The 22,920-nt window shown below is 40.6% G+C and carries 23 protein-coding genes and 3 pseudogenes; 17 read left to right on the top strand and 9 right to left on the bottom strand.

All coding sequences use genetic code 11. The features are described from left to right. The first annotated feature begins 39 nt into the window (after window positions 1-39). From trpB to V7K30_RS20860, 6 genes are all read left to right on the top strand, one after another. A complete protein-coding gene (gene trpB, locus V7K30_RS20835) occupies window positions 40-1,275 on the top strand; it encodes a tryptophan synthase subunit beta (protein ID WP_335002469.1) in 1,236 nt (411 codons plus the stop codon). Window positions 1,276-1,306: 31 nt separating this feature from the next. Further along, complete coding sequence (locus V7K30_RS20840; RefSeq protein ID WP_335002471.1) at window positions 1,307-2,464, top strand: class I SAM-dependent methyltransferase; 1,158 nt, start codon at window positions 1,307-1,309, stop codon at window positions 2,462-2,464. Window positions 2,465-2,663: 199 nt separating this feature from the next. Then, window positions 2,664-2,951, top strand: coding sequence for a hypothetical protein (locus V7K30_RS20845; protein ID WP_335002473.1), 288 nt, complete (start codon window positions 2,664-2,666; stop codon window positions 2,949-2,951). A gap of 429 nt (window positions 2,952-3,380) precedes the next feature. Continuing rightward, window positions 3,381-3,908 carry a CAP domain-containing protein gene (locus V7K30_RS20850; RefSeq protein ID WP_335002474.1) on the top strand — a complete coding sequence of 176 codons (528 nt, stop codon included), beginning with the start codon at window positions 3,381-3,383 and terminating at the stop codon, window positions 3,906-3,908. A 347-nt stretch (window positions 3,909-4,255) separates the two neighbouring features. Beyond that, window positions 4,256-4,804, top strand: coding sequence for a CAP domain-containing protein (locus V7K30_RS20855; RefSeq protein ID WP_335002476.1), 549 nt, complete (start codon window positions 4,256-4,258; stop codon window positions 4,802-4,804). Between the two features lie 89 nt (window positions 4,805-4,893). Beyond that, window positions 4,894-5,523, top strand: coding sequence for a ribonuclease H-like domain-containing protein (locus tag V7K30_RS20860; protein ID WP_335002478.1), 630 nt, complete (start codon window positions 4,894-4,896; stop codon window positions 5,521-5,523). A 549-nt stretch (window positions 5,524-6,072) separates the two neighbouring features. Here the strand turns inward: V7K30_RS20860 and V7K30_RS20865 are convergent. The 3 genes and pseudogenes from V7K30_RS20865 to V7K30_RS20875 form a co-directional block, all read right to left on the bottom strand. Next, window positions 6,073-6,519 (bottom strand): annotated as a pseudogene (locus V7K30_RS20865) (rhodanese-like domain-containing protein); the annotation flags it as partial. Between the two features lie 310 nt (window positions 6,520-6,829). Next, window positions 6,830-8,383 (bottom strand): NACHT domain-containing protein, encoded by a 1,554-nt coding sequence (locus V7K30_RS20870; protein WP_335002480.1) that lies wholly within the window; start codon window positions 8,381-8,383, stop codon window positions 6,830-6,832. A 93-nt stretch (window positions 8,384-8,476) separates the two neighbouring features. Then, on the bottom strand, window positions 8,477-9,334 hold the full coding sequence (locus tag V7K30_RS20875; protein WP_335002482.1) for an NACHT domain-containing protein: 858 nt from the start codon (window positions 9,332-9,334) through the stop codon (window positions 8,477-8,479). A gap of 543 nt (window positions 9,335-9,877) precedes the next feature. Between V7K30_RS20875 and V7K30_RS20880 the strand changes: the two genes are divergently transcribed. Both V7K30_RS20880 and V7K30_RS20885 read left to right on the top strand, forming a co-directional pair. Then, window positions 9,878-10,597, top strand: coding sequence for a response regulator transcription factor (locus tag V7K30_RS20880; RefSeq protein WP_335002519.1), 720 nt, complete (start codon window positions 9,878-9,880; stop codon window positions 10,595-10,597). A gap of 148 nt (window positions 10,598-10,745) precedes the next feature. Continuing rightward, window positions 10,746-11,732 carry a protein rep gene (locus tag V7K30_RS20885; protein ID WP_335002484.1) on the top strand — a complete coding sequence of 329 codons (987 nt, stop codon included), beginning with the start codon at window positions 10,746-10,748 and terminating at the stop codon, window positions 11,730-11,732. Between the two features lie 126 nt (window positions 11,733-11,858). On the opposite strand, the gene V7K30_RS20890 is transcribed toward V7K30_RS20885, so the two are convergent. The 3 genes from V7K30_RS20890 to pdxA all read right to left on the bottom strand — a co-directional run bounded on the left by V7K30_RS20890 (window position 11,859) and on the right by pdxA (window position 14,876). Continuing rightward, window positions 11,859-12,344, bottom strand: a complete 486-nt coding sequence (locus V7K30_RS20890) for a hypothetical protein (RefSeq protein WP_335002486.1) — start codon at window positions 12,342-12,344, stop codon at window positions 11,859-11,861. A gap of 927 nt (window positions 12,345-13,271) precedes the next feature. Next, on the bottom strand, window positions 13,272-13,745 hold the full coding sequence (locus V7K30_RS20895) for a hypothetical protein (protein WP_335002488.1): 474 nt from the start codon (window positions 13,743-13,745) through the stop codon (window positions 13,272-13,274). Window positions 13,746-13,784: 39 nt separating this feature from the next. After that, window positions 13,785-14,876, bottom strand: coding sequence for a 4-hydroxythreonine-4-phosphate dehydrogenase PdxA (gene pdxA / locus V7K30_RS20900; protein WP_335002490.1), 1,092 nt, complete (start codon window positions 14,874-14,876; stop codon window positions 13,785-13,787). A 206-nt stretch (window positions 14,877-15,082) separates the two neighbouring features. On the opposite strand from pdxA, the gene petM reads away from it, so the two are divergent. The 3 genes from petM (at window position 15,083) to V7K30_RS20915 (ending at window position 16,672) form a co-directional block, all read left to right on the top strand. After that, window positions 15,083-15,187, top strand: a complete 105-nt coding sequence (gene petM, locus V7K30_RS20905; RefSeq protein WP_162395471.1) for a cytochrome b6-f complex subunit PetM — start codon at window positions 15,083-15,085, stop codon at window positions 15,185-15,187. 278 nt (window positions 15,188-15,465) lie between these two features. Beyond that, window positions 15,466-16,464, top strand: coding sequence for an SDR family oxidoreductase (locus tag V7K30_RS20910; RefSeq protein ID WP_335002494.1), 999 nt, complete (start codon window positions 15,466-15,468; stop codon window positions 16,462-16,464). Window positions 16,465-16,519: 55 nt separating this feature from the next. After that, on the top strand, window positions 16,520-16,672 hold the full coding sequence (locus V7K30_RS20915) for a hypothetical protein (RefSeq protein WP_335002496.1): 153 nt from the start codon (window positions 16,520-16,522) through the stop codon (window positions 16,670-16,672). A 450-nt stretch (window positions 16,673-17,122) separates the two neighbouring features. Here V7K30_RS20915 and V7K30_RS20920 read toward each other — a convergent pair whose 3' ends face one another. Then, window positions 17,123-17,416, bottom strand: coding sequence for a transposase (locus V7K30_RS20920; protein WP_335002498.1), 294 nt, complete (start codon window positions 17,414-17,416; stop codon window positions 17,123-17,125). Between the two features lie 169 nt (window positions 17,417-17,585). Between V7K30_RS20920 and V7K30_RS20925 the strand changes: the two genes are divergently transcribed. Together V7K30_RS20925 and V7K30_RS20930 are read left to right on the top strand one after the other, a co-directional pair. Continuing rightward, on the top strand, window positions 17,586-17,873 hold the full coding sequence (locus V7K30_RS20925) for a hypothetical protein (RefSeq protein WP_335002500.1): 288 nt from the start codon (window positions 17,586-17,588) through the stop codon (window positions 17,871-17,873). A gap of 398 nt (window positions 17,874-18,271) precedes the next feature. Then, a complete protein-coding gene (locus V7K30_RS20930) occupies window positions 18,272-18,724 on the top strand; it encodes a hypothetical protein (RefSeq protein WP_335002502.1) in 453 nt (150 codons plus the stop codon). Between the two features lie 176 nt (window positions 18,725-18,900). Here V7K30_RS20930 and V7K30_RS20935 read toward each other — a convergent pair whose 3' ends face one another. After that, entirely contained in the window at window positions 18,901-19,263 is a 363-nt protein-coding gene (locus V7K30_RS20935; RefSeq protein WP_335002504.1) for a hypothetical protein, read from the bottom strand. A gap of 209 nt (window positions 19,264-19,472) precedes the next feature. Between V7K30_RS20935 and V7K30_RS20940 the strand changes: the two are divergent. The 4 genes and pseudogenes from V7K30_RS20940 to cas6 form a co-directional block, all read left to right on the top strand. Next, a pseudogene (locus V7K30_RS20940) lies at window positions 19,473-20,128 on the top strand (ISAs1 family transposase); the annotation flags it as partial. Beyond that, window positions 20,116-20,508 carry a CRISPR-associated endonuclease Cas1 gene (gene cas1, locus V7K30_RS20945; RefSeq protein ID WP_335002506.1) on the top strand — a complete coding sequence of 131 codons (393 nt, stop codon included), beginning with the start codon at window positions 20,116-20,118 and terminating at the stop codon, window positions 20,506-20,508. The pseudogene V7K30_RS20940 and the gene cas1, both read left to right, overlap by 13 nt. 25 nt (window positions 20,509-20,533) lie before the next feature. After that, on the top strand, window positions 20,534-20,671 hold the full coding sequence (locus V7K30_RS20950) for a CRISPR-associated endonuclease Cas2 (RefSeq protein ID WP_335002508.1): 138 nt from the start codon (window positions 20,534-20,536) through the stop codon (window positions 20,669-20,671). A 166-nt stretch (window positions 20,672-20,837) separates the two neighbouring features. Beyond that, window positions 20,838-21,604 (top strand): annotated as a pseudogene (gene cas6, locus V7K30_RS20955) (CRISPR-associated endoribonuclease Cas6); the annotation flags it as partial. A 285-nt stretch (window positions 21,605-21,889) separates the two neighbouring features. Here cas6 and V7K30_RS20960 read toward each other — a convergent pair. Then, the gene (locus V7K30_RS20960) at window positions 21,890-22,180 is read right to left on the bottom strand and encodes a hypothetical protein (protein ID WP_335002521.1); all 291 of its coding nucleotides are present in this window, start codon (window positions 22,178-22,180) and stop codon (window positions 21,890-21,892) included. Window positions 22,181-22,920 lie beyond the last annotated feature (740 nt).

Raw genomic sequence — 22,920 nt, forward strand, 5'->3', positions numbered from 1 at the left:
CTATAATAATTAAGTCATTCCTATCATCAAAATCAGCCCGTGACTACTACTCCCCTCTCTCCAAGTTCAACTGCTCAGGTTCCCGATCAGCTAGGTCGCTTTGGACGCTTTGGCGGTAAGTATGTACCAGAAACGCTTATGCCTGCTCTTGCTGAACTAGAAACAGCTTATCAGCAATACCGCAATGAGCCTGGTTTTCAAGCAGAATTACAGCAGTTGTTACGGGACTATGTAGGACGTGCCACACCATTATATTTCGCTGAACGCCTGACTGCTCATTATGCCCGACCCGATCGCACAGGGCCACAAATTTACTTAAAGCGCGAAGATTTAAATCATACTGGCGCTCACAAAATTAATAATGCCCTTGGTCAGGTATTGTTGGCAAAGCGCATGGGCAAGCAACGGATTATTGCCGAAACGGGTGCTGGACAACATGGAGTTGCCACAGCCACAGTTTGCGCTCGTTTTGGGCTGGAATGCGTAATTTACATGGGCGTTCATGATATGGAACGCCAATCTTTAAATGTGTTTAGAATGCGGTTGATGGGGGCAGAAGTGCGTCCGGTAGAAGCGGGAACTGGAACTTTGAAGGATGCCACTTCTGAAGCAATCCGCGATTGGGTGACAAATGTGGAAACAACTCACTACATCCTGGGTTCGGTAGCAGGGCCCCATCCTTACCCGATGATGGTACGTGATTTCCATGCAGTAATCGGCCAAGAAACTCGTGCCCAAGCAATCGAAAAGTGGGGTGTATTGCCTGATATTCTCTTGGCTTGTGTGGGTGGTGGTTCCAATGCAATGGGACTATTCTATGAGTTTATTAATGAATCTTCTATCCGGTTCATTGGGGTTGAGGCCGCCGGGGAAGGTGTCAATACCGAAAAACACGCAGCAACCTTGACAAAAGGACGAATTGGTGTATTGCATGGAGCAATGAGCTATCTATTACAAGATGAGGATGGGCAAATTATTGAGGCACACTCAATTAGTGCGGGGTTAGATTATCCCGGTGTGGGGCCAGAACATAGCTATTTGAAGGATACTGGTCGCGCCGAATACTATAGTGTGACGGATGCAGAGGCTTTGGCGGCATTTCAGCGATTGTCGAAATTGGAAGGGATTATCCCGGCATTGGAAACAGCCCATGCGATCGCCTACCTCGAAACCCTATGTCCCCAACTAACCGACAGTCCCCGAATTGTAATTAACTGCTCTGGACGCGGCGATAAGGATGTACAAACAGTAGCCAAGTTGTTAAATGATGCATAAATATACATAAAGTTTTTGGGAAGAAGCAATAATGGATCAACAATTCCAACACGCTATGCTACCGCAACCCACTCACGACGAGTTGGCACGCCAAAACTTTGTGCAAAGTCTGAAAATGCACATTTTCAAGAATATCTCTCCTGGGAATAAAGTACTTTATGAAAAACTAGCCAAGCCGAAGTTTGAACAAGAACATCAGCGTCCTCCCCAGAATGGTTATGAAATTCGGGAAGTAATGCAGCACGAACCCCACTACCGCTGGACGGGTTCCCTCAAGCGGATCAACCAGGAAATGTTATGGGATGCTGTAAATACCAGCGTTGACAGACAACTGCCAGAGTTGATTCAGCGTGCCAAGGATCAAGGTGGTGAACTAGGTACTTTAACCCTCGACCCAAACTTTCAAATACCTACTCATCAAAAGGCTGTAGACATTCACTGTATGCCCGGAGGATATCACAGTGAATTCACTGCTGATGATGTAGCTGCTGGCGCAACTTACGATCGCGGCGCTTACGTTTATGGTCTAGGTTGGTTGGGGCCGCTCAACGATGATATGGGGCTATCTATAGTCCAAAACTATCTCCTGCCAGAGTATCCCGACTTTCGACCCAGAAAAATTCTCGATATGGGATGTTCTATCGGCAATAGCACATTACCCTATGTGGATGGTTTTCCAGATGCAGAAGTCCATGCCATAGATGTAGGCGCACCCATGCTGCGTTATGCTCATGCAAGAGCCGAATTTTTAGGCAAAGGGGTACACTTCTCTCAGCAAAATGCCGAACACACTAACTTCCCAGATGAATCATTTGACTTAGTAGTTTCTCACATTTTGCTCCATGAAATTCCCCCGCCAGCCGTCCGTAAAGTTATGCAAGAATCTTATCGTCTACTGGCTCCCGGTGGCATGATGCTCCATGTGGAAGCACCCCTGTATCGTCACATGGATGCCTATACACAGTTCATTTTTGATTGGGAAACCGCTAACAACAACGAACCTTTCTGGAGTGCTGTGCGCGATCTGGATTTAGTGCCCTTAGTTACTGAGGCTGGTTTTGCAGCAGATAAGACATTCGAGAAGTTTGTCCCTAATGGGGCATGGAAAGCAAAAGTAACTAATGACCTGTTTAAAAATGGTAACTCAGGCAGCCAAGGCACTTGGTTTGTGGTTGCTGCAACTAAGTAAGCAGAGGAAGTATACCAATTCGTAATTCGTAATTCGTAATAACGCTCTCTACGAGACACTGCGCGTAGCCTGCTTCTTTGCAGGAGTACGCGGACTCCTTCGCGTTACGCTAACGTAATTCGTAATTGAGAAAGTCAGATTTTATCTGGGTTTCTTTCTTTTGTGTGTGTAGTCTTATTTTTGGAGAATTGGTATTAGGATGGCAAAAATAGCTAAGGGTAAACGACCTGTTTACTTAGATAATCCGCAAATCGATAATTTGTTGGCGATCGTCATGGCTTTGACTGGTGAGGTATCCGTGTTGCGTGAGCGGCTGGACACCATTGAACAGTTGCTAGAAATTAAAGGTATTTTATCGGCTAGTGAGATTGAAGCTTACGAGCCGGATGCCAAGGTAATTAAGGAGCGGGAACAGTGGCGTGCGGAATATATTGCACGGGTGTTGCGCGTGGTGCAGCAAGAGTTAGAAACCCTTAACCAAGGCTAGTTGAAATCACGCAGAGATTTTGCTGAATAAATCCATACCATTTATATCCTACATTCCGCATTTTCAAATGTTGTAATCGGTTTTTACTTATTTTACGACGTGAAGAAAGCTAAGTAATATACTTAAAGACAGTAAAATAACTTAGGTTTTAAGATGGATAAGCATCATAAAGAACTAAAAAAATCGAAAAAAGTTAGTTACTGCACTATGTAATACCCTAAGTATGGAAGATGGGATAAAAACAATCATACTAATGTTAGAAGACAATTATTTATTAAACAGCACTATTTTTTCGTAATATCGTGGATTTCAACGTTTACTTGTAGTTTTTGAACAGAAAACGGCACAAATTAGAGCTATATAGACCTATAAGCAATTTGTCACATTGATATTAGTTGGTTAGATTGTCTAAAAGTTTACTTCCAGCAAATGATTCAACCAACAATATACATCGTTGCTTTAGGCACTATAGTTCTCAGTAGTGGAGCGATCGCTACTCCTGTAACAAATCCAACTTTTACACCGCAACAGTCAGATGTATTAAATAATACTGTTTACATGGCAGCATCTAGCATCAACATTGCCGCTCTAGAACAGTCGGTTTTCAACCAAATTAATAACTACAGAGTTTCCCAAGGGCTACCAGCGCTGACTCGTAATTCTGCCATCGATAATCAAGCCAGGATTCACAGTCAGAACATGGCTAATGGTACAGTTACTTTTGGACATACAGGATTTTCAGAGCGAATTAGAGCAATCGGTATTTCTTACAGAGCAGCTGGTGAAAATGTCGCCTACAACCAGGGATATAGTGATCCTGCCACAATAGCTGTTCAAGGCTGGCTCAAAAGTCCAGGGCATCTAGCCAATATCAAAGGTAATTATGATAAGACGGGGATTGGTGTCGCTAGCAACAGTAAAGGCGAAATCTACTTCACACAAATTTTCCTTCGCTGATAGATGTGGTAAGATTTAGGTTTTTTCTCAAATTCCCCAGATTTCAGCCTGCTAGCAAAGCTTTTGCTAGATGTTGAATAATGTAGTTTCAATGACATTTATCTATTGAATACTATATTATTTTTTAGTAATTCATGAAAATCTTAAATTATCAGCCAAAATAACCGTGATTTCATGAAGCTGACCGATTAAAGTATTGACAATTGAAAATGATTGTTTCTACTTCCGATAGAAGGATATAGCCAGATTGCCAAAATTCATCAATCCTTAATAGTATCCTGGTATATATCTTCGGAACAATAAGGTAGAGTAGAAGTCTTATATCTCTACACATTACGCAATTCTCCATGTTCCGACAAACTGCTTTTGGCATCGCTTTAAGTGCGCTTGTCCTTGCTAGTGGATTAACGACTGTCCCGATACCAAATCATTCTTCTACAAATACATCCACCCGTAATAAGCTGTTGTCGCTTTTTTCCAGTCAGGTTGCAATATCGACTCCTACTTTTAAAACTACGGAGTTAGAAAAATCAGTTTTTGACCAAATTAATCGATATCGGGCTTCTAAAGGACTGCCAAAGTTGACCCTAAATGCAAATATCACTCGACAGGCAAGAATTCATAGTCAAAATATGGCTAAAGGTAAAACCCCATTTAGTCATCAGGGATTTGAACGGCGAGTCAAAGCTATCCCTCTTCGCTACAACAGTGCGGCGGAAAATGTTGCTTTCAATCGGGGATATAGCAACCCTGTGGACGAAGCTGTTACCGGTTGGCTCAACAGTCCCGGACATCTAAAGAATCTTAAAGGAAATTACAACCTGACTGGAATTGGCGTTGCTACTAATAATCAAGGCGAAGTCTACCTGACACAAATGTTTTTTCACACTAGGTAGATTTAATTTCTGATTTTTTTGCACAATAATAATGTAGTGTCTGACAAGACTTTTATCTGCTGGACACTGCAATTATTTTTGAACAATTCATGACATTACAAGATTTTCAGGTGAGCGATCGCGATCTCAGTGACGCAGCCCTTGGACAGTATTTAGAATCTACAGCGATCGCAGTTGATACAGAAACGATGGGATTATTGCCACAGCGCGATCGCTTGTGTCTTGTCCAGCTGTGCAATCTAGAAGGAAAAGTGACTGCAATCCGCATAGCCAAAGGACAAGCTGACGCCCCAAATTTAAAAAAACTCTTGGAAGCGGCAAATGTCGTAAAAGTGTTTCACTTTGCTCGCTTTGACCTTGCCACTTTGCGAGCTAATCTGGGGATTCAGGTTCAGCCTGTTTTTTGCACCAAAATTGCTAGTAAGCTAGCCCGTACTTACACAAATCGCCACGGACTCAAAGATGTGGTGCAAGAGTTAGAACAAGTGGAACTGGATAAAAGCTCTCAAAGTTCTGATTGGGGTAACGCCGCTAGCTTATCTGAAGCTCAACTGAGTTATGCTGCCAATGATGTGCGCTACTTACTTAGTGTGCAGCAGAAGCTAATGGGAATGCTCAAACGAGAAGAACGTTGGGAAATTGCTCAAGAATGTTTTGAATTTCTACCAACAATAGTTTCCTTAGATTTATTGCAATTTAAAGATTTGTTTGAACATTGAGCAAACAGTAAACCTCTTGCAAAATTTGTATTTCTGCTGGACAAGCCTCTGGAGGCAGAATATGTTGTCTCCTGACTCTTCAAACTTCTCACATGCCAAGGGCAAACGGCAACTCCTTCTCCTGCACGCTATCACGTAGCTTGCTTCCTGGTAGGGGTACGGGGAATCGCAAAAGCCGCAGTTCAGAGTTCTCTGTGAATTCTGACTTATTTCCTCACGAGAAATTGATATTTTGCAAGAAGTCTATTGCTAATTTGCTAAGTTATTTTATGCCTAAGAGTCAACATTGGAATCATCTGAACCTGTAGGAGTTCTAGATTCACTAATGTCTTACTTCACGTCATTAGCTTTCTGTTGAATGTCTTGCTTCACGTCACTCGCTTTCTCTTGAATGCCTTCCTTGACATCACTGGCTTTCTCTTGAATGCTTTCCTTCAAGTTACCGGCTTTCTCTTCAATGCTTTCCTTTAGATTACTGGCTCCCTCTTGAATGCTTTCCTTTAGATTACTGGCTCCCTTTTTAATGGCTTCCGTCGGGCTAGTGCCTCCCTTTTGCAGATTCTCTTGGTGATTTTTTAGACGGTCTACCACATTGTAGTCATCTGCACCTGGGGGAGTTTTTGATTCAACAATGCCTTCTGTTGGGCCACCGATATCCTTCCACGCAGCAAGACCACCTTTGAGTTGGGAGACATGCTCAAATCCATTAGAACGCAGTTGTTGAGCGGCTTGGGCAGTTTCTTCTTCATTAGCACCGTAAACGTAAATGTCACGGCTCTTATCCAACGAAGCAGCTGCACGCTCTACCAATTCATCTTTTGGCATCGGCATCGCGCCCATAATGTGACCTTTGTTGTAGGTTGGGCGATCGCGCACATCGAGTATTGTAAAAGCTGGTTCGCCCCATTCTAGACGAGTCTTCAAGACATGAGCATCAGATTGTGCTTCTATTGGTGGCTGTGGGGGAATGATGCCGCCTGCTAAATTGTTAGTCATAACTGTTCCTTATTGACGATATTAATAGCAATTTAACGGACTCAACATATTTAATTGCTCTTTCTATGGGATGAAGTTGCTCAAAATATCTCCTTAGATAGAGTGGTTAATTGAAAGATTTTCTACCATTTAATGCATTGCAAATACAGTCAACTTAGACTATCAGAAGGAATTTTTTGGATTAAATTAATTAAATATATTTAAAGTTTATATTTATAACGTTTAATTATTAATACACATTATAAGCAAACTTAAAATTATTAAATTCCCTACCTAATTAATCAAAAAATAGTCTAAAAATTAAAAATATTCAGCCATTAGTACAGGAATTGCGTATCTTTTCAATATCTGCGATCGCTAATAATAATGTCTCTTCAATCTCTTGCCGCACTATTGGAGTGACACAAGCAGCGCTATTGAGGCAATCTACCAGTAATTTATTGACATCGTAATATTGCTGAAGCAATTCTTTTTGCTGTTCGTTGAACTGCCAGTCGTAACCAATATTGCGATACTTAATCAGCATCTCTCTTAATTGTTCACCCCAGGCTTTACCTTTAGCTTGCCACCAGTCCCTAAATTTCTCTGGATTGCTATCTATTTTTGGTAGTTGTTTTTTGATTTTTTGCAGCAATTGCTTCAATTTAGGATCAACAACAAGGTCAACAGCTTTATCAAAGGCAATAACAAGGGCATATCCATGATCAAGTCCATCGTTGAGGGTATACTCAAAGGCAAAGTCAAGCTCGTTAAGGCAGGCAACAGTACTGAATAGAAACTCATCAAGTACAAGGTCAGCGTCAAAGGTGATATTACCAACAAGAGCACACTCAAGGTCATAACCAGAAGTATAGACAAAGGCATGATGCCTATGGCAACAGCTTCGCTCAACGCAAACGAGGTAAAAGGCCCGAACACCTGCTGCTTTGTAGCGGGTAGAAACTGAACTAGATTTTTGATGCAACCAGGTTAGAAAATACTGTAATCTTTCGTCACCAGCCACTAGCAAATCAATTTTTTGCTTCATTAACTGTAGTATTTCATTAGCATTCGGCAACATACTAACAGTTAATAAAAATACCTGACGCCAGCGCTTTTCAGTTATGTGACTTACCAGATTATTCCAAGCATAACTTGGGGAACTTTCAACAATTTTTCGAGCCGTGAAATACTCTTGAAATGTCAGATGAGAAAAAGAGTAAATTCCCCGCGCTCTTTCCACCAATAACCCATTTTGTACCTCAATTGCTTTCATTACTGCTTCGTTATCTAGCTGCAATTGAGTTACCTCTGAATTAACATTTTGTAAGTTTTCTAGATAGTCAGCAATAAGTTGCAGGATTTTTTCTTGTTCAAAAAAGTAATTTTCTTGCTCAAAAGTGAGATATGCAATTTGAAAAAGCAGTTTTTTCTTACTTACCAAAGTCAATTTATGAGCAACGCGATCGCGTTTAATTCCCCTGACTTCATCCCATCTTACCAGCAAAATATTCAGTGCTTGCTCATATAACTTGGCTGGATTTAAAGGAAATTTATCTTTTACTTGGAACACCAAGCAAATCCAATGCAACAGTAGTGGAGTGATTGCCAATTCTCGGATATGCTGATTTTCTGGTAGATGTAACTGATTAATAAATAAATTTCCTATGGCTTCCCCATCTTCTTTGGACTTAAAAGCAACTGCGATAAACCAATTTTTGGCAAAAACTTCTACTTCTTCTTGATCAAAGTCTGCCACTTCAACTTCAGTAAATCCCTGAAATCTATATTTTTGGGCAGCAATTCGACAGCTAATAACAAACTGATTTTTGTAAAAAGTTTGGGTAAATCTCCGAATTTCTATTGAACCTATCCCACTATTCAAAAAACCCCTACTTCTTTTCGTAAAATGTGCTTGAAAACCTTGATTTTTCGTTTTCGGTTCTCAATAAGCTTAAGCTTTGTAGCACAAATATTATTAGTGGGATAGGTTCATTGTAACTTTATCTATCTTTGGTGCTGGGACTTCATCTAATCCATCTAGTAAAATCAGCAGTTTGCCTTCAACCAGTAGAGTTTTAGTTGATTCCTGTTCAACACCGCAACTAAGAAATTCTTGGGTGATGTAGTTCAATAAATTGAATTCGCTGTCTTTTTTGGCATCTTCAGCAAATTCTTTCACCCTAATAAAAATTGCTATGCGATTTGGCTGAAACTCGCCTTTGTTACACTCAATCGCTAGATATTGTAAAAATGTAGTTTTACCTGACCCTGGTTTACCCAGCACCATCAGTTTTGAGTGCCGCAATACTGCTTCCAACCCTGGTAATCTTCTCTGGCGCTTGTATCCTCCAAGTTGATTAAAGGTCGATTTAGATTTGAAGTCTTTCAACAGGTCAGAAATTTCTCGCCATTGCAGGCTGCTTATCTCCTCTAAGACATTAATATTGGTGTAAATGTCCATCACTTTAGCTGTCTGGGCAATGTCCAACATTTGCAGAGTGTTGCACTGGTCTTGAATTTTATCTTGACGCTTTTGACGCACTTCCCGTACCAGTGTATCGAGGTCAACACCTTTGAATTGCGCTTTAGGAGTTACCTCAAATGCCACATCTTCAGGTAAGCCAGCAACCTTTTGCCAAGATAACCCTAGCTGTTGGCAAATTTGCACAAAACAAGAGCGTGAAACCGACTCACCTGCAAAAAATTTGGAAACTGGTTGACGTGTAATGCCTAAAGCCGTTGCTAATTTATGCTGACTCCAAGTTTTGTCTGTTAAAGCTGTTTTTGCTGCCTTAATGCCTTCTGGTGATGCTCTCAGTCCTTGGCTTGTCATAGTCTCAGGCTGAAACTTGTAGTATAGTGTATGCTTAAGAGGGTAGCTACATGTAAATACACGCTGACTAAATTTTCGTAGACTCTCTTCAAGAGGACATACCCGTTGGCTAGAGTACAGTTGAATAAGTAGGAGTTTAGAATCTAGATTGGCTTATAGCTTAGTTTGTGAGCCTTTGTAGATACCTTAATTAATCAGGGAGTACGTTATTCTTCCAAAGCTGTAGCAATTGCCGTGGCGTTTAGTGTTTCTCTGTACTATTTGCGGTCATAAAGATGGTTTTCAATTACACTCATTTTAAGTATAAAATTTTAAAATTATACAATACAAATTCAAAAATATACAAAATTCATACAATACTTATACATTTTATAAGCATTAGGATGGCTGAAGTTTTCATAAACTTCATGGAAAATTAATTGTATACAAGTACTACAGTGGCGATCGGACTCAGCAGAGACGCGCGTGAATACACTCTCAACAGAAACACGTAAAGCAAAACTGGCGCAACAACGAATCGCCCAATCTACAATAGGCAGCATTATGGTTATAGTTACGGCTACTACTCCCAAAATTCTGATCGTCGATGATGACTTCGGCGTCCGAAATCTCGTCTATCGTTTTTTAAGTCGGAAATATCAAATAGAGTCGGCAGCAGATGGTAAGACGGCCTTATCGTTGTTTGAGCAATTCAACCCAGCTTTAGTGATTCTGGATTGGAATTTGCCGGATGTGAATGGTTATAGCCTCTGCCAAGAAATGCAGAGTCGTACTAATGTTTTAGTGCTGATACTAACTAGTAGGACTGATGAGGCTGATAAAATTAAAATCTTAAGCGCGGGTGCTGATGATTTCATGACTAAACCATTTAGTCTTGCAGAAGTTGAAGTTAGAGTAGAAGCTCTTTTGAGACGGATACGTTACATCAACCCCTCCCCAACACAACGTATCATCTTCAAGCAGCTAGTAATTAATCCAGAAGGTCGGGAGGTTACACTTAACGATAAACCTCTCGCTTTAACAGCGCTGGAATTTAATATCTTACATTTTTTAGCAAGTCATCCTAATCAAGCTTGGAGTCGCCCACAGTTAATCCAAAAAATCTGGGGTTGCGACTATATAGGAGATGGCCGGGTGGTTGATGTGCATATTGGTCAGCTTCGTAAGAAGATGGAAGTCGATGCCAGCATACCAGAGTTTATTAAAACTGTACGGGGCTATGGTTACAAGTTTGAAGCGGCCGACGATAATACTAATTCTTGAGCTTTCCGATTTCGGGAGTACTTCATAATAATGAATCACTCAGATAAGTCAGCATTAGTCTTATTACTTACTTAAATACTTTTACTGAGGCTTGAGCGGATAACTTGCGTTAATTTGGGACGTTGATACAAACTGATTTGGTGATTTCGTGTCTGCTCAAGCCTCAGACAGTAACTTTATTGCTTTTAATATATCGTCTCAAGATAAGTTTCAGAAAAATCAAAATGTACAGAGTTTATCCGAAGTTTCGCCTATAGGTAAAATTTGGGACAAGCATAAAGCTAATACTGATAAAGTCTTACATTATTACGCCAAAGCAGACGAAGATTATTTTCAGCAGTATGCTTGGCGGATGAGAATCTGTTCCGAGTTGCTGAAATTTCAATTAGTACGAGACGAATCAGAAGGTATTTTCAACTTAAAACTATCAGATGCCCGATTCTGTAGGGTTCGTCATTGTCCGGTTTGTCAGTGGCGGCGATCGCTCATGTGGAAAGCAAGAGCTTACAAAATTCTCCCACAGGTTGTCACTGATTACCCCAAGCACCGTTGGCTGTTTGTTACTTTGACTGTAAAGAATTGTCAAATTAAGGAACTCAAGGAAAACTTGGATTCGATAAATAAAGCTTTTAAGCGATTCACTGAATTGGAAGCATGGACTGCGAAAGGCTGGGTGAAATCCACAGAAGTTACCAAAGGTAAAGATGGAGTCTCAGCACATCCCCATTTACATATTTTAGCAATGGTGCCGCCTTCCTATTTCAGTCATGGCTATCTTTCTCATGCCAAATGGGTAGCGTTGTGGCAGCAGTGCTTACGGATTGATTACCAGCCTGTTGTTCATATTAGCGCGATCGCAAAGCATCATAACCCTTCACTACTCATCCCAGAAATTCTCAAGTATCAGGTGAAAGAGTCAGATTTAGTAGGTGATAGAGAATGGTTTTTAGAGCTAACCCGTCAACTGCATAAAACTAGAGCGATCGCTGTTGGGGGTATACTCAGGCAGTATATGCGCGAATTAGAAGAGAAAAACCAAGACCTCATTGATGAAAGTGAAGAGACGGATGAGGTAGATGGGGAAAGTTTGTTTTTCCGATGGGAGCGCAAGTTACAAAGATTTAATATAGAGTGACATCAGCGATGCAACCACAGTCATGTAATCCTTACAGGAAAAAGATTACAGGAATTTAAAATATAGAGTGACATCAGCGATGCAACCACAGTCATGTAATCCTTACAGGAAAAAGATTACAGGAATTTAAAACTGTAAATACTGTGGTTTAATCCGACGAAAGGATAAAGACCATCGCTCAGATACAACAGGAAGTAGTTCATGGGAAATACTAGAATCAAACTTGATAACCTGACCATCTTCAAGGTGATGTTCTTGATTATCGATGGATAAAGTAGCACGTCCAATATTGACCAATGCTACTAGAGGTTCAAAAACGGAATGGTCAGTGTGTTGTTTCATGCAACTACCAGGACGATAATGGCATAATAAGGCACAATTCCATTCTGGGAAAATGCGATCGCCAAGTCGATTAACCCTCTCATCCCAATTGCCTGGATTAATTTTCGCATTAGGCTTTAGTAGTATTACCTCGTATCTAAACCATTTGTGAGTTCGACCAGAAGCAACTCCACTAGAGAACATCGACTTCATGCGAGATTGATGATTGCACCAATCATGAAGACTTTGAAGATCGCGACCAACATATTCAGGCATTATATCAAAATTCATAATTAACTCCTAAAAATCAAAATTTCTTCAACTTAACATGAACAAAAAAAAGGAAGTCCTATCCACTCAACGAGTAAAAAACTGGATTTCCTCACTTTTATTAGGCGTTAGCCGGTTCAATCTTTGTACAACACGAAGTATTTAAGAAAAAATATTTAAAGACGTATTGACACCACGACTATTGGAGTACAACTCTTTATTTATTTTCACTTTTAGAGAGGAAGAAAGAAGTCTTGCAACTAAGCAAGTAGATAAATACACACTTCATAACTTTTAGGCGTTAGCCTATCCTTTCTCTAACCCCAAAAGCACAAAAAATAAATACCAGTCGCCTGAAAAACAGATGACTGGTATTTATAAATTGCCTTTACTTGAAGCTAGTAAATAGCTTCGATGATAAAGTTATAAAATCTCAAAGTAGATTGGTAAAAACAACAATGACTAATCCAAAGCCTATTCGCACAGTTCGCCGGGGAAGAATATTCCCTGATTGATATTCAGTGGTCAGAAAAAAAAGCTCAACAAGAGGCATTTTACCAACGCTGTAAAGTTATTTTTGACCGAGTTCAACCAGAGTTAATCAAAACTCACTACAACTGGTACATAGCTGTTGAACCTGAGAGTGGAGACTATTTCGCTGATAGAGATGAATTAGCTGCGATAAATAAATCTCGCCAGTGCTACCCAAATGTTCCGGTGTTTATATTTCGGATTAATGAGACAGGAATAGCTGGCACAATAGACCTCTTGCAAAAGTCCATAACACCCCACCCCCAACCCCTCCCCGCTTGCGGGGAGGGGTTGGGGGTGGGGTTCTTTATTTTTGATTTATGCAAGAGGTCTAATATGATTAAAGGCAGCTTTGGTGATGAGGAACAGCTACTTTTTTAAATAGATTTTAGAGTTATTAAAACGAATAATTAAATTTTAACTAGCTAGAGAAAAAGCTTCTGCAACCGCTTTTGGTAATTCAATCAATACAAAATAATTGCTAGGATATAAATAGTCTTCACCTGATTCATCAATAACTCTAATCATTCGGTGCTTAACAGCATCAGAATCAGGAACAGTCTGGTAAATTTTCCGAATTTCTAAAGAAGCAGGATAATCTTTGTTGCTAATGCAAACAACATATTGAGTTTCTGTGTTCGCTGACTGCATAACGACTCCTATAAAAAGCGGTTTTATTTTAATTTCTTTCTTACCAATTCCGTGGGCTTCATACCAGTGTAACTCAGTTTCATAAATGCTTCCGTCGTCTAAGCTAATGGTTGCAAAGCCTTTAAGTTTCCGCCACCGTCCTGAACCATAAGTTTTACGCAAGCGTTCTAGTTCACGAATGGAGTTACCAACAGCAATTATTTCAATATTGGTGATCTCTCCGATAATTTCAAAATCCAAGTAAGCATTACTCCTAGTAAATATTGCAACAAATAACTTTTAACCACAACTCACCGCCAACCTTTGAATAACCAACTCAGCCGCTAAATGTATCGCTGCTTTCATACTCGTAGCATCAGCAATTCCCTTACCCGCAATATCAAAAGCTGTTCCGTGATCTGGTGAAGTCCGAACGAAAGGAAGACCTATAGAAGTATTAACTGCCCGATCAAATGCCATGAGCTTCACAGGAATTAAGCCTTGGTCGTGGTAAAGTGCTAGATAAGCATCAGCCGGATTTTGTACTAAAGAATTTCCATACCAAGCTTGACCAGGTTTAACCCACATGGTATCTGGCGGTATCGGCCCATCTAGCTGCAATTGTGGTCGTTTTTGCCGCTCTTTCTCTAACCAGGGAATTAACCAATCCTGTTCTTCATGTCCTAATTGTCCCTGTTCGCCACTGTGGGGATTCAACCCGGCGATCGCAATTCTCCCTCTATCTATACCAAAATCCTTCTCCAAACACTCCACCAACAAATCTAATTTCTGTGTCAACAACTGCGGTGTCAATGTATCGGCTACTTGACGTAGAGGAATATGTGTGGTAGCAAGTAAGGTGCGGAGTGTCCAATTAGTATGGGGCGATCGCGCTACGAATAACATCCCAAAACGGTCAACACCTGATTTTTGTGCCAAAAGCTCCGTTTGTCCTGGATAATTATATCCTGCGGCTTTCCAAGCAGATTTAGCGATCGGCCCTGTGACTATCCCATCAAATTTACTAGCGAGTGTTTGAGCGATCGCAGATTCCATATAGGCAAAACTAGCCGCACCACTCGCCGCATTACCTATTCCTGGGATAATTTCATCTTTAATTTTCTCATCCAACTGCACATCGCTGACTGATAACTCATCTGGATTTGCCAAAGGTGCTAAATTCTCAGTTAAATTCAGTTTGTGATAAGTCTGTGACAGCAAATCCTCGTTACCCACCACTGTAACGTCATATTTTTTACTAATTTCCGGATCAGCTAAAGCTTTCAAAACCACCTCCGGCCCAATCCCCGCCGGATCTCCCAGCGTCAGCGCCAAACGCGGACGATTTTCTTTGACAAAATTTATTAAATTGCCTTGATTATTTTGATACATAAAATCTCTTCATAATTATTATCATCAAATTTTCCCGTTTTCCCATTTCCTCTTCTTCCAACAGTAGGGATTGCCCCTCAAACCAGTAGGGATTGCCTGCTAAACTAGTTTAAAATTATTTACACAGGTCTAATCCTACAGCAACTATTGAAAAGCTTCTGGTAGACCTAGTTTACACACCACTTTGCATAAGGAGAATCACACCAATGGGCGGCGAAATTTTGAATGCAGCTCTATTGTCTTTCGGTTTAATCTTCGTGGGCTGGGGCTTAGGCGCGTTGTTACTGAAAATTCAAGGCTCAGAAGAATAATTGAGTGCTGAGTTAGGAGAGACGCGATTAATCGCGTCTGTACAGGAGTTAGGAGTAGAGACGCGATTAATCGCGTCTGTTATTATTCTCCCCAGTCCCCAGTCCCCACCCCCTTTTTCATCGAAATGGGAAAAAAGCTTGTCCGTTAACCGGACAGTAATTTTCCCATGAGTCTATCTAAATAAATAGATTTTCTGAGAAAAGATGTAAAGTTTTGTTTGCATAGGTTATTCTGATAACATTCTTTTCATAAAACATTAAAATTTATTACAACCCTCATGACATTATTAATCATCGGTGCCACTGGCACATTAGGAAGACAAGTGGCTCGTCGTGCAATCGATGAGGGATATAAAGTACGCTGCCTCGTGCGGAGTAGCAAAAAAGCAGCTTTTCTCAAAGAATGGGGTGCAGAACTCGTACCGGGAAACTTGCGTTACCCCGAAAGCCTAGCGGAAGCATTGTCAGGTGTAACCCAAGTTATTGATGCGTCAACATCTCGCCCTACAGATTCACTGAGTATCAAACAAGTAGACTGGGACGGCAAAGTAGCATTGATTCAAGCAGCAAAAGCAGCAGGTGTAGAGCGTTTTATCTTCTTTTCGATTTTAGATGCTGATAAATACCCAGAAGTGCCGCTAATGGAAATTAAGCGGTGTACAGAACTATTCTTAGCTGAGTCTGGCTTGAATTATACCATCTTGCGGCTAGCTGGTTTTATGCAAGGGTTAATCGGTCAATATGGGATTCCCATTTTGGAAGCACAGCCAGTTTGGGTGACAGGTAATTCCTCTCCCATCGCCTATATGGACACTCAAGACATTGCTAAGTTTGCTATCCGAGCATTGAGTGTACCAGAAACGGAAAACCAAACTTTTCCTGTAGTAGGTTCTCGTGCATGGAGTGCAGAAGAAATCATCAATCTGTGCGAACGCTTATCTGGAAAAGATGCCAGAGTAACGCGGATGCCAATAAATTTGCTACGTACTGTGCGGGGCTTAATGCGGTTCTTTCAGTGGGGATGGAACGTAGCAGACAGGCTCGCGTTTACAGAAGTATTGGCTAGTGGTAAACAGTTAAATGCTTCAATGGATGAAGTATACACAGTCTTTGGTTTAGATCAGCAACAAACCACAACCCTAGAAAGCTATCTACAAGAGTACTTCAGCCGAATAATGAAGAAGCTCAAAGAGGTAGACTACCAGAAAAATAAAAATAAAAAGCAGAAACCTAAAAAAACTCCTTTTAAACAGTCTTCAAAAGTCAATAGTCAATAGTCATTACAAAATAGACATTAGTCTTGACACTCCCACCCCTAGAAGGGGCGGGATTTTGAATCACAGGGGTTCTAGTGAACTTACCCTCTCCCAAGGGGAGACGCGAAGCGCCAACATCAAGCATATTGACCATCTGCCCGACGGCTGCACACCCTCTATTGAGGACGACTTGAGCGGCTTGACTTATCAATCTGTATCGGTTGTGTAGCCGCAGTTTGAGCAAACATGAACACGCTCTGACAACTCTTTCTTACCCCAATACGCTTGGGTTAAGGCTAAAAACTAAAACTGATGTAGGTTGGGGAGCCAGTGCGTTGCGGGGGTTCCAAGAGTTGTAGCAACTGGCGTTTGAGGAACGAAACCCAACAAAGTCCTAAGGATGTTGGGTTTCGCTGTTGCTCAACCCAACCTACTTTTCTTCTTAACCCAAGCGTATTGTTTCTTACCCGTCTGGGTTCCGCAACTTGGGCAAATCTGACTTGTCTTTCTACTAAGCTGTCGCGTCTTTAATTTTCGAGAGTGTTCTCGTTGCAACAAGGGTTCCAGACCATAAAAAGTGCAAGTTATACGCGCGACAGCTTATCAACTTTCTGGAAGTAGATACCACGCTTAAAGCAACACTGTTCAAGAATTTGGAAGAATTGACCCCATCCAGCGTCTAAACAATGCTTCCTAAGCATTGTTTAGACAATCCAACCAAGTTCAAATTATCAACAAATATTGTTTTTGCTTGATCGCAAAGTTGGTGTGCTACCTTCCAATGAAAGTCTTTTCTAGTATTAGCAATATGTTCATGGAGTTTTGCTACTTTTGCTGTAGCTCTGCGCCAGTTATTTGACCCTATTTTTTTGCGACTAACTCTTTGTTGCAGCGATTTCAGCTGGCGTTGGAGGTCTACAAAAAATTTAGGACGCTTAACACTCATACCATTAGAGGTAGCAACAAAACTCATTAGGGACTTGCAAAAAATAAAACATCCCATGAAAAATAATGATAATCATTATGAAAGGAGAGAAAGCGGATAGTGCCACTGATGCACAAGATAGCAGCGACAATTTAAAGAAAATCAGTAAGCAAGGTGGCATTCTAACATAGGCTTTATTGTCACTGGTCAATCTGCAATGATTAAGCAGATTAAAGGCTTACCTCACGACGATAGAACCCTATTTACAGAGATTATCAGGGGAATTCCCAAGATTAGAAAGTATATCTCTATTTATGGCACTCAAGCAGCTAATTTACAAAGATTGCTAGGTAATTTGGATGATATAGAAGCATATATCAAAACTAAAAATAGCAGGATTACTGATGAGGCTAGATTATTAAGACTTGTGTTCGTTATGGATGAACGTTCACTAAAACTTTATTGTTTACCGCATTTAGACTGTACGGATTTTGACAGTAAATAAGTGGAAATTACAGAGTTAATAGCTAAGGAATTTAGGGAGAATTTAGCCAATCAAGTTAATAGAGGGTCATAGACTGAAAGTATTGATGATACAAGATTTTCAATGAAACAAACAGAAAGTCTGAATAGAACAAGACAGGGTACAGACAATCTATATACAAGTGTTATTAAGCCTTACTGCGCTCACTGCGGTTCTAACAATATTGGAAGTAAATGTAAAGATTATTACCGATGTAAAAACTGCGGCAAGTGGTGAGTGGTGAGCAAAATTATTTACAAATAACTAAAAAAGTATAGAAAGTTATCATACATTATTTATTACCTATGATAACTCTTTATATATAGCTTATTCACCTCATGTCAATTGGGATCGCACTATAGAGAATTAAGGACGAACAAATGAGTACGCAACTTACAGTCGTTTGCTTTGAAAAAAGCCTTAAAGTTATCATAAACCCATTAAAGTATTGGGCTATTAAACCAGATACTTTATTTTTCACAAAACAACGATATGAAAGTAGTGCTTGTAACGCCAATTTGATGATAAAAATTGATGATAAATACTGTTTAACATCTAATTTAGACATTATAGAACTAGTCGATCAAGAGACTATCGTTTATTTAGTTCAAAAAATTACAGAGATTGTCAACATCAAAATGAAGTTTAAAGATTTATATATAGGTCAATATTTTACCCATGAGTTACTAAGTCATATTATGAGGAAAATTGAAAATGAACGATACAGTTATAGTTATTATGAGGCTAGATTATTATCAAAAGGTAGCAACATATTTAGCGACAGAATAGACCCTAAGATACCGCTAACAGAAACCTGGATAGAGGTAAATTAATAGTGAAAGACAACCGGATGAAAGTGGATATTCAGATGAGGTGACTAAATCGCCGAATGACCTCTCGGAGTGGATGACCGAAGAATCTCTAACAGATGTGTCCACCAACTTTCTAGCTCCTATAGCGAAGGAATCGCCTGAGCAAGCTGTGGAGACTATTAAAGACCTGCTCACATTTATTCCACGCGAGGTTTTGTCCTCCGCGGCCAAATTATTAGCTTCTGGGATAAGGTAGATAATTCAGCCGTTGCTATGGCAATTCGATATTGCTGTGGATGGGTGCTAGCATCTGCCACCTGACTGCGATCGCAGCCAGGGGGATATATTCGCGTCCACAGACCTTGTATTTTATATATAAATGGGGGGCTGTGAACGCAGCCGAGAGCCAAGCTGTGTAAATGATTCAAGGAAAACTTCGGGTTGTATCCACAGGGGTAAATTAGCCCAAAAATTGGGTGTGTGGATGCACCGGGAAAGTGCAGGGTAAGCTCATCTAATTTGGTATAGGGTGAGCTTGACAAATTAAGTAAGATAAGCATAAACAAAGGCGGAAAAAATGCACTTGACTTAAGAACAAGATCAATGAGAAGACTTCAATACTGTTGTCCCAAAATCTTCAGGAGTCAAGTTGATGTCACAGGGCTTTAAAACAAAATCTGCGGATGAACTTCAAAACGCACGTAGTCAGCGAAAGTCAAAAGAAATAGCAGACATCGGCAGTATTCAACAGAGTTTAGTGGAGCATTTTATTGATGCAATGGGGACACAAACTGAAATTGCCAAACAGATTGTCGCTAAAAAAGCTGATTATGTCCTAGGACTTAAAGCTAATCATCCCACTCTCAAGTACAACAATGGTTTGAAACTGAGAAAGCCAATAATTTCCGAGGCGTTGATGTCAGTTATGACAAACGAATTGAGAAAGCACATCATCGCCGAGAAATTCGTGAAGTTTGGACTGTACCTGTTGCTGCTATTGGCGAGCTTTATCAACCCAAATTATGGGTAGGATTGAAAACCCTAGTGATAGTAGTCCGTGTGCGTCATCTTTGGAACAAAACTACCCGTGAAGTTCAGTTTTATCTCACCTCTTTAAACAGTGATGCTCAACTTATCGGTCGGGCTATCCGAAAACACTGGGGCATTGAAAAGGAGGCTCATTGGACTCTCGACTGTACTTTTGCGGAGGATGCTTGTCGCATTCGTTCTTTTCACAGTCCCCAGAATTTTGCGCTTTTAAGACGCTTTGCTCTCAATGCTCTTAACCTTGAACAAACCTACAAACGTAGTCTCCGCCAAAAAATTAAACGTACTGCTATGGATAATAATTATATGATTCAGGTTCTTAGTTGTTGTTTCATTGGCAATACTTTAGATTCTTCTGATTCCTTATGTCAAGCCTGATTGAGATGCTCTTACCCTGTGTTGCTGGGCTAGATCCTTATATTGGATATTTGCATGAAGTCCATCATGGACAACCTGCAATGGTGCTGGACTTAATGGAAGAGTTTCGTGCTTTGATTTCTGACAATGTAGTACTAAGTGTATTACATAAACATGAAATTCAACCTGATGATTTCAACGAAAGTTTAGGTGCATATCGACTAAATGAAACTGCTAGAAAAAATTTCTTACAAGCATTCGAGCGCAAAATGAATGATGAATTTAAACATCCAGTTTTTGAGTACAGATGTACTTATAGACGAGCTATTGAATTACAAGCTCGGTTACTGGCTCGGCATTTACAGGAAGGGATTCCATATAAAGCTTTAGCCTTACGTTAATCATCATTTTTCAAAAAATCTGACAATGACTACCCTGTTTTATTTAATTATTTACGATCTGCCTGATAATAAAGGCGCAAATAAACGTCGCACTCGTTTACATAAGATGTTGTCTGGTTACGGGAAATGGACACAATTCACGAAATCCCCTCATGGGGACTGAAACCAGCGCAATGCGATCGCCTAATTCAACAATTCAACAATCCCTCCTGGCTGTAATCAAGTTTTTTCCCCATAGGGGAATATAAATCACATAAAATATTGGAAACTGTTTGAGTATAATCAAGCGATGCCAAGAGCAGTTACAAGCACCAGGCGCTAACCGAAAGCTAAATCAGTGGCTACCACCTCAGCAGTTACATGGGCTATCCCTACAGATAAAACAGGTGAATATCGCCCATGTTCCAACTACTTATGCACAGTTATTGCAATCATCAGCCCAACAATCGTTAGTGAATCTGAGTTTTATTTCACCCACAAGTTTTCGGCGCAGAGATCATCATTTTCCTTTGCCAATACCAGAGAATCTTTTCCATAGTTACCTACGGCGATGGAATGACTTTTCCAGATTGCCAGTAGAACAAGAAACATTCCTTGATTGGATAGACGAAAGCGTAATTATTCATCAGCACTATTTGGAATCGATGAAAGTGGCAGCCGGTAAGCAACGCTCAGTCACAGGTTTTACCGGAGCGATGTCTTTTGGTCTAAGCAAGGCAGCTTTAGCAAATGCTGAGTTTACCCAGTTATTTTATGGCTTAGTGCAGTTGGCTCCATACTGTGGGACAGGACACAAAACTACCTTCGGACTGGGACAAACACGTTTAGACTGGGTGGAACAAAAATCAACTACAACCGTTGAGTTGCTAACGAATATGTTGGCAGAACGTATTGAAGAACTGACAGAGTTATTTACTGCACAACGAAAATGAAAAGGAGGGGAGCGGACTGATAAAATTGCGGTAGTCTGGGCAACGATTCTAGCACGAAGAGAGATCGGCAACTCGATTCATTGAAGGTAATCGCCCAAGATTTAGAGATGCAAGAGTCTAGGGTAAAAACTTATGTCAAATTAGCCCGTAAAGCCCTGAAAGAGGGAAAAATCGAGTCAATCTATATACCCTGGCTCATAATACTCGCATTTCTCACAAGCTTGAGTGGAAGAAGGGGCAGAGGGGAAAGAACTTGGTATTTGAACTCTCCCCCGCTCCTCCGCACCCAAGAACCTCAACGATTTTCCCTTTTCTTAGTGCCATTCCATCCTTGCCCAATCTGTTCTATCCCAACTCGATATTTTGCAAGATATACCCGCGCAGTTTGCAATAATTGCTACAGCAAAGCCTGTGATCATCAGGGGCGAAAGTTGAGTTTCTTCAATACCTCAATGAGTGGAAGATTTGAGGCAATTGTAAGTCAAACGAAAGAGGAGTACGAAAGTCACATTTGCTACATTGATGCAGTGAAGTGCTGGGCTGAAGAAGCTCGATTTGGGGGTATTGTGATTGAAAGGATGATAGATGGTGATTTGGCTAATCAGTAGGAACGCGATCGCATCTGGTGGGCGGGTACGCCATCGCAATGGCAGAATTAACGATTCAAATTTCCGATGAACTAGCCGGGTGGTTAGAACGCGAGCAAAGTCGTTTATATTGAGGCGGTATTCAAATTTCATAGTCTACTCCTCACTTTTTTTGACTAAGGTAAAGTTGTAGCACTGTTATATGTAAGATTCTAAACCGTACTTTATACAAGCTTCTGAGAAAGTCAAGTATTAATTATCACCGTTCGTATAATTTTAATTACAGTGCCAAAGTCTTGTCATCTTCTAATGCTTTGATTGACCCATTGGCTAAATGATAGAGCAAGAAATGAGGATTATTACAAGATGTAATTGGTATAAAGTTGCTGCGGGATTTGCGTTCAGATTAATACTATTTTCTACAATCAAGGAGAAACGGATTCCAGAAAATAGAGAAATATTTAGCGGATTACAGAAGGTATCCGCAACTTTGAGCTAATGCTTTGGCAGACCACAGAACATAGTTGCTGGTGATGGGGTGCTGATGAGGGTAAACCTGGGAATAAACACACTTTGTCTTTTAGTTTGACACGCTCCCAAGAGCTTTGGTTGGTCTGAATCTGCGAATTATCTAAAACAGTGAAGTTTGTAGCGAGGTTAATTTTGTTTGGTTACTTATGCAGCTAGGATTAGAGAAAGATTAATGAATGCGGGAGCAATTAGATGGGGCTTACCAGAGACCGGAGGTCAGTACTGCTCCTACTGCTTGGGGGGGTTATTCCCTTCCTGATATTTGGAGACTTAGCAGAGGATGTCTGGAAACAAGGTGGATTTCCCTTCGATGTTCCGATATTATTAGCTATTCACAGCACTGCCCAACCGAAACTAGATGT

Source organism: Nostoc sp. (genome assembly GCF_036917655.1).
In the GTDB taxonomy this organism is placed as follows: Bacteria; Cyanobacteriota; Cyanobacteriia; order Cyanobacteriales; family Nostocaceae; genus Nostoc.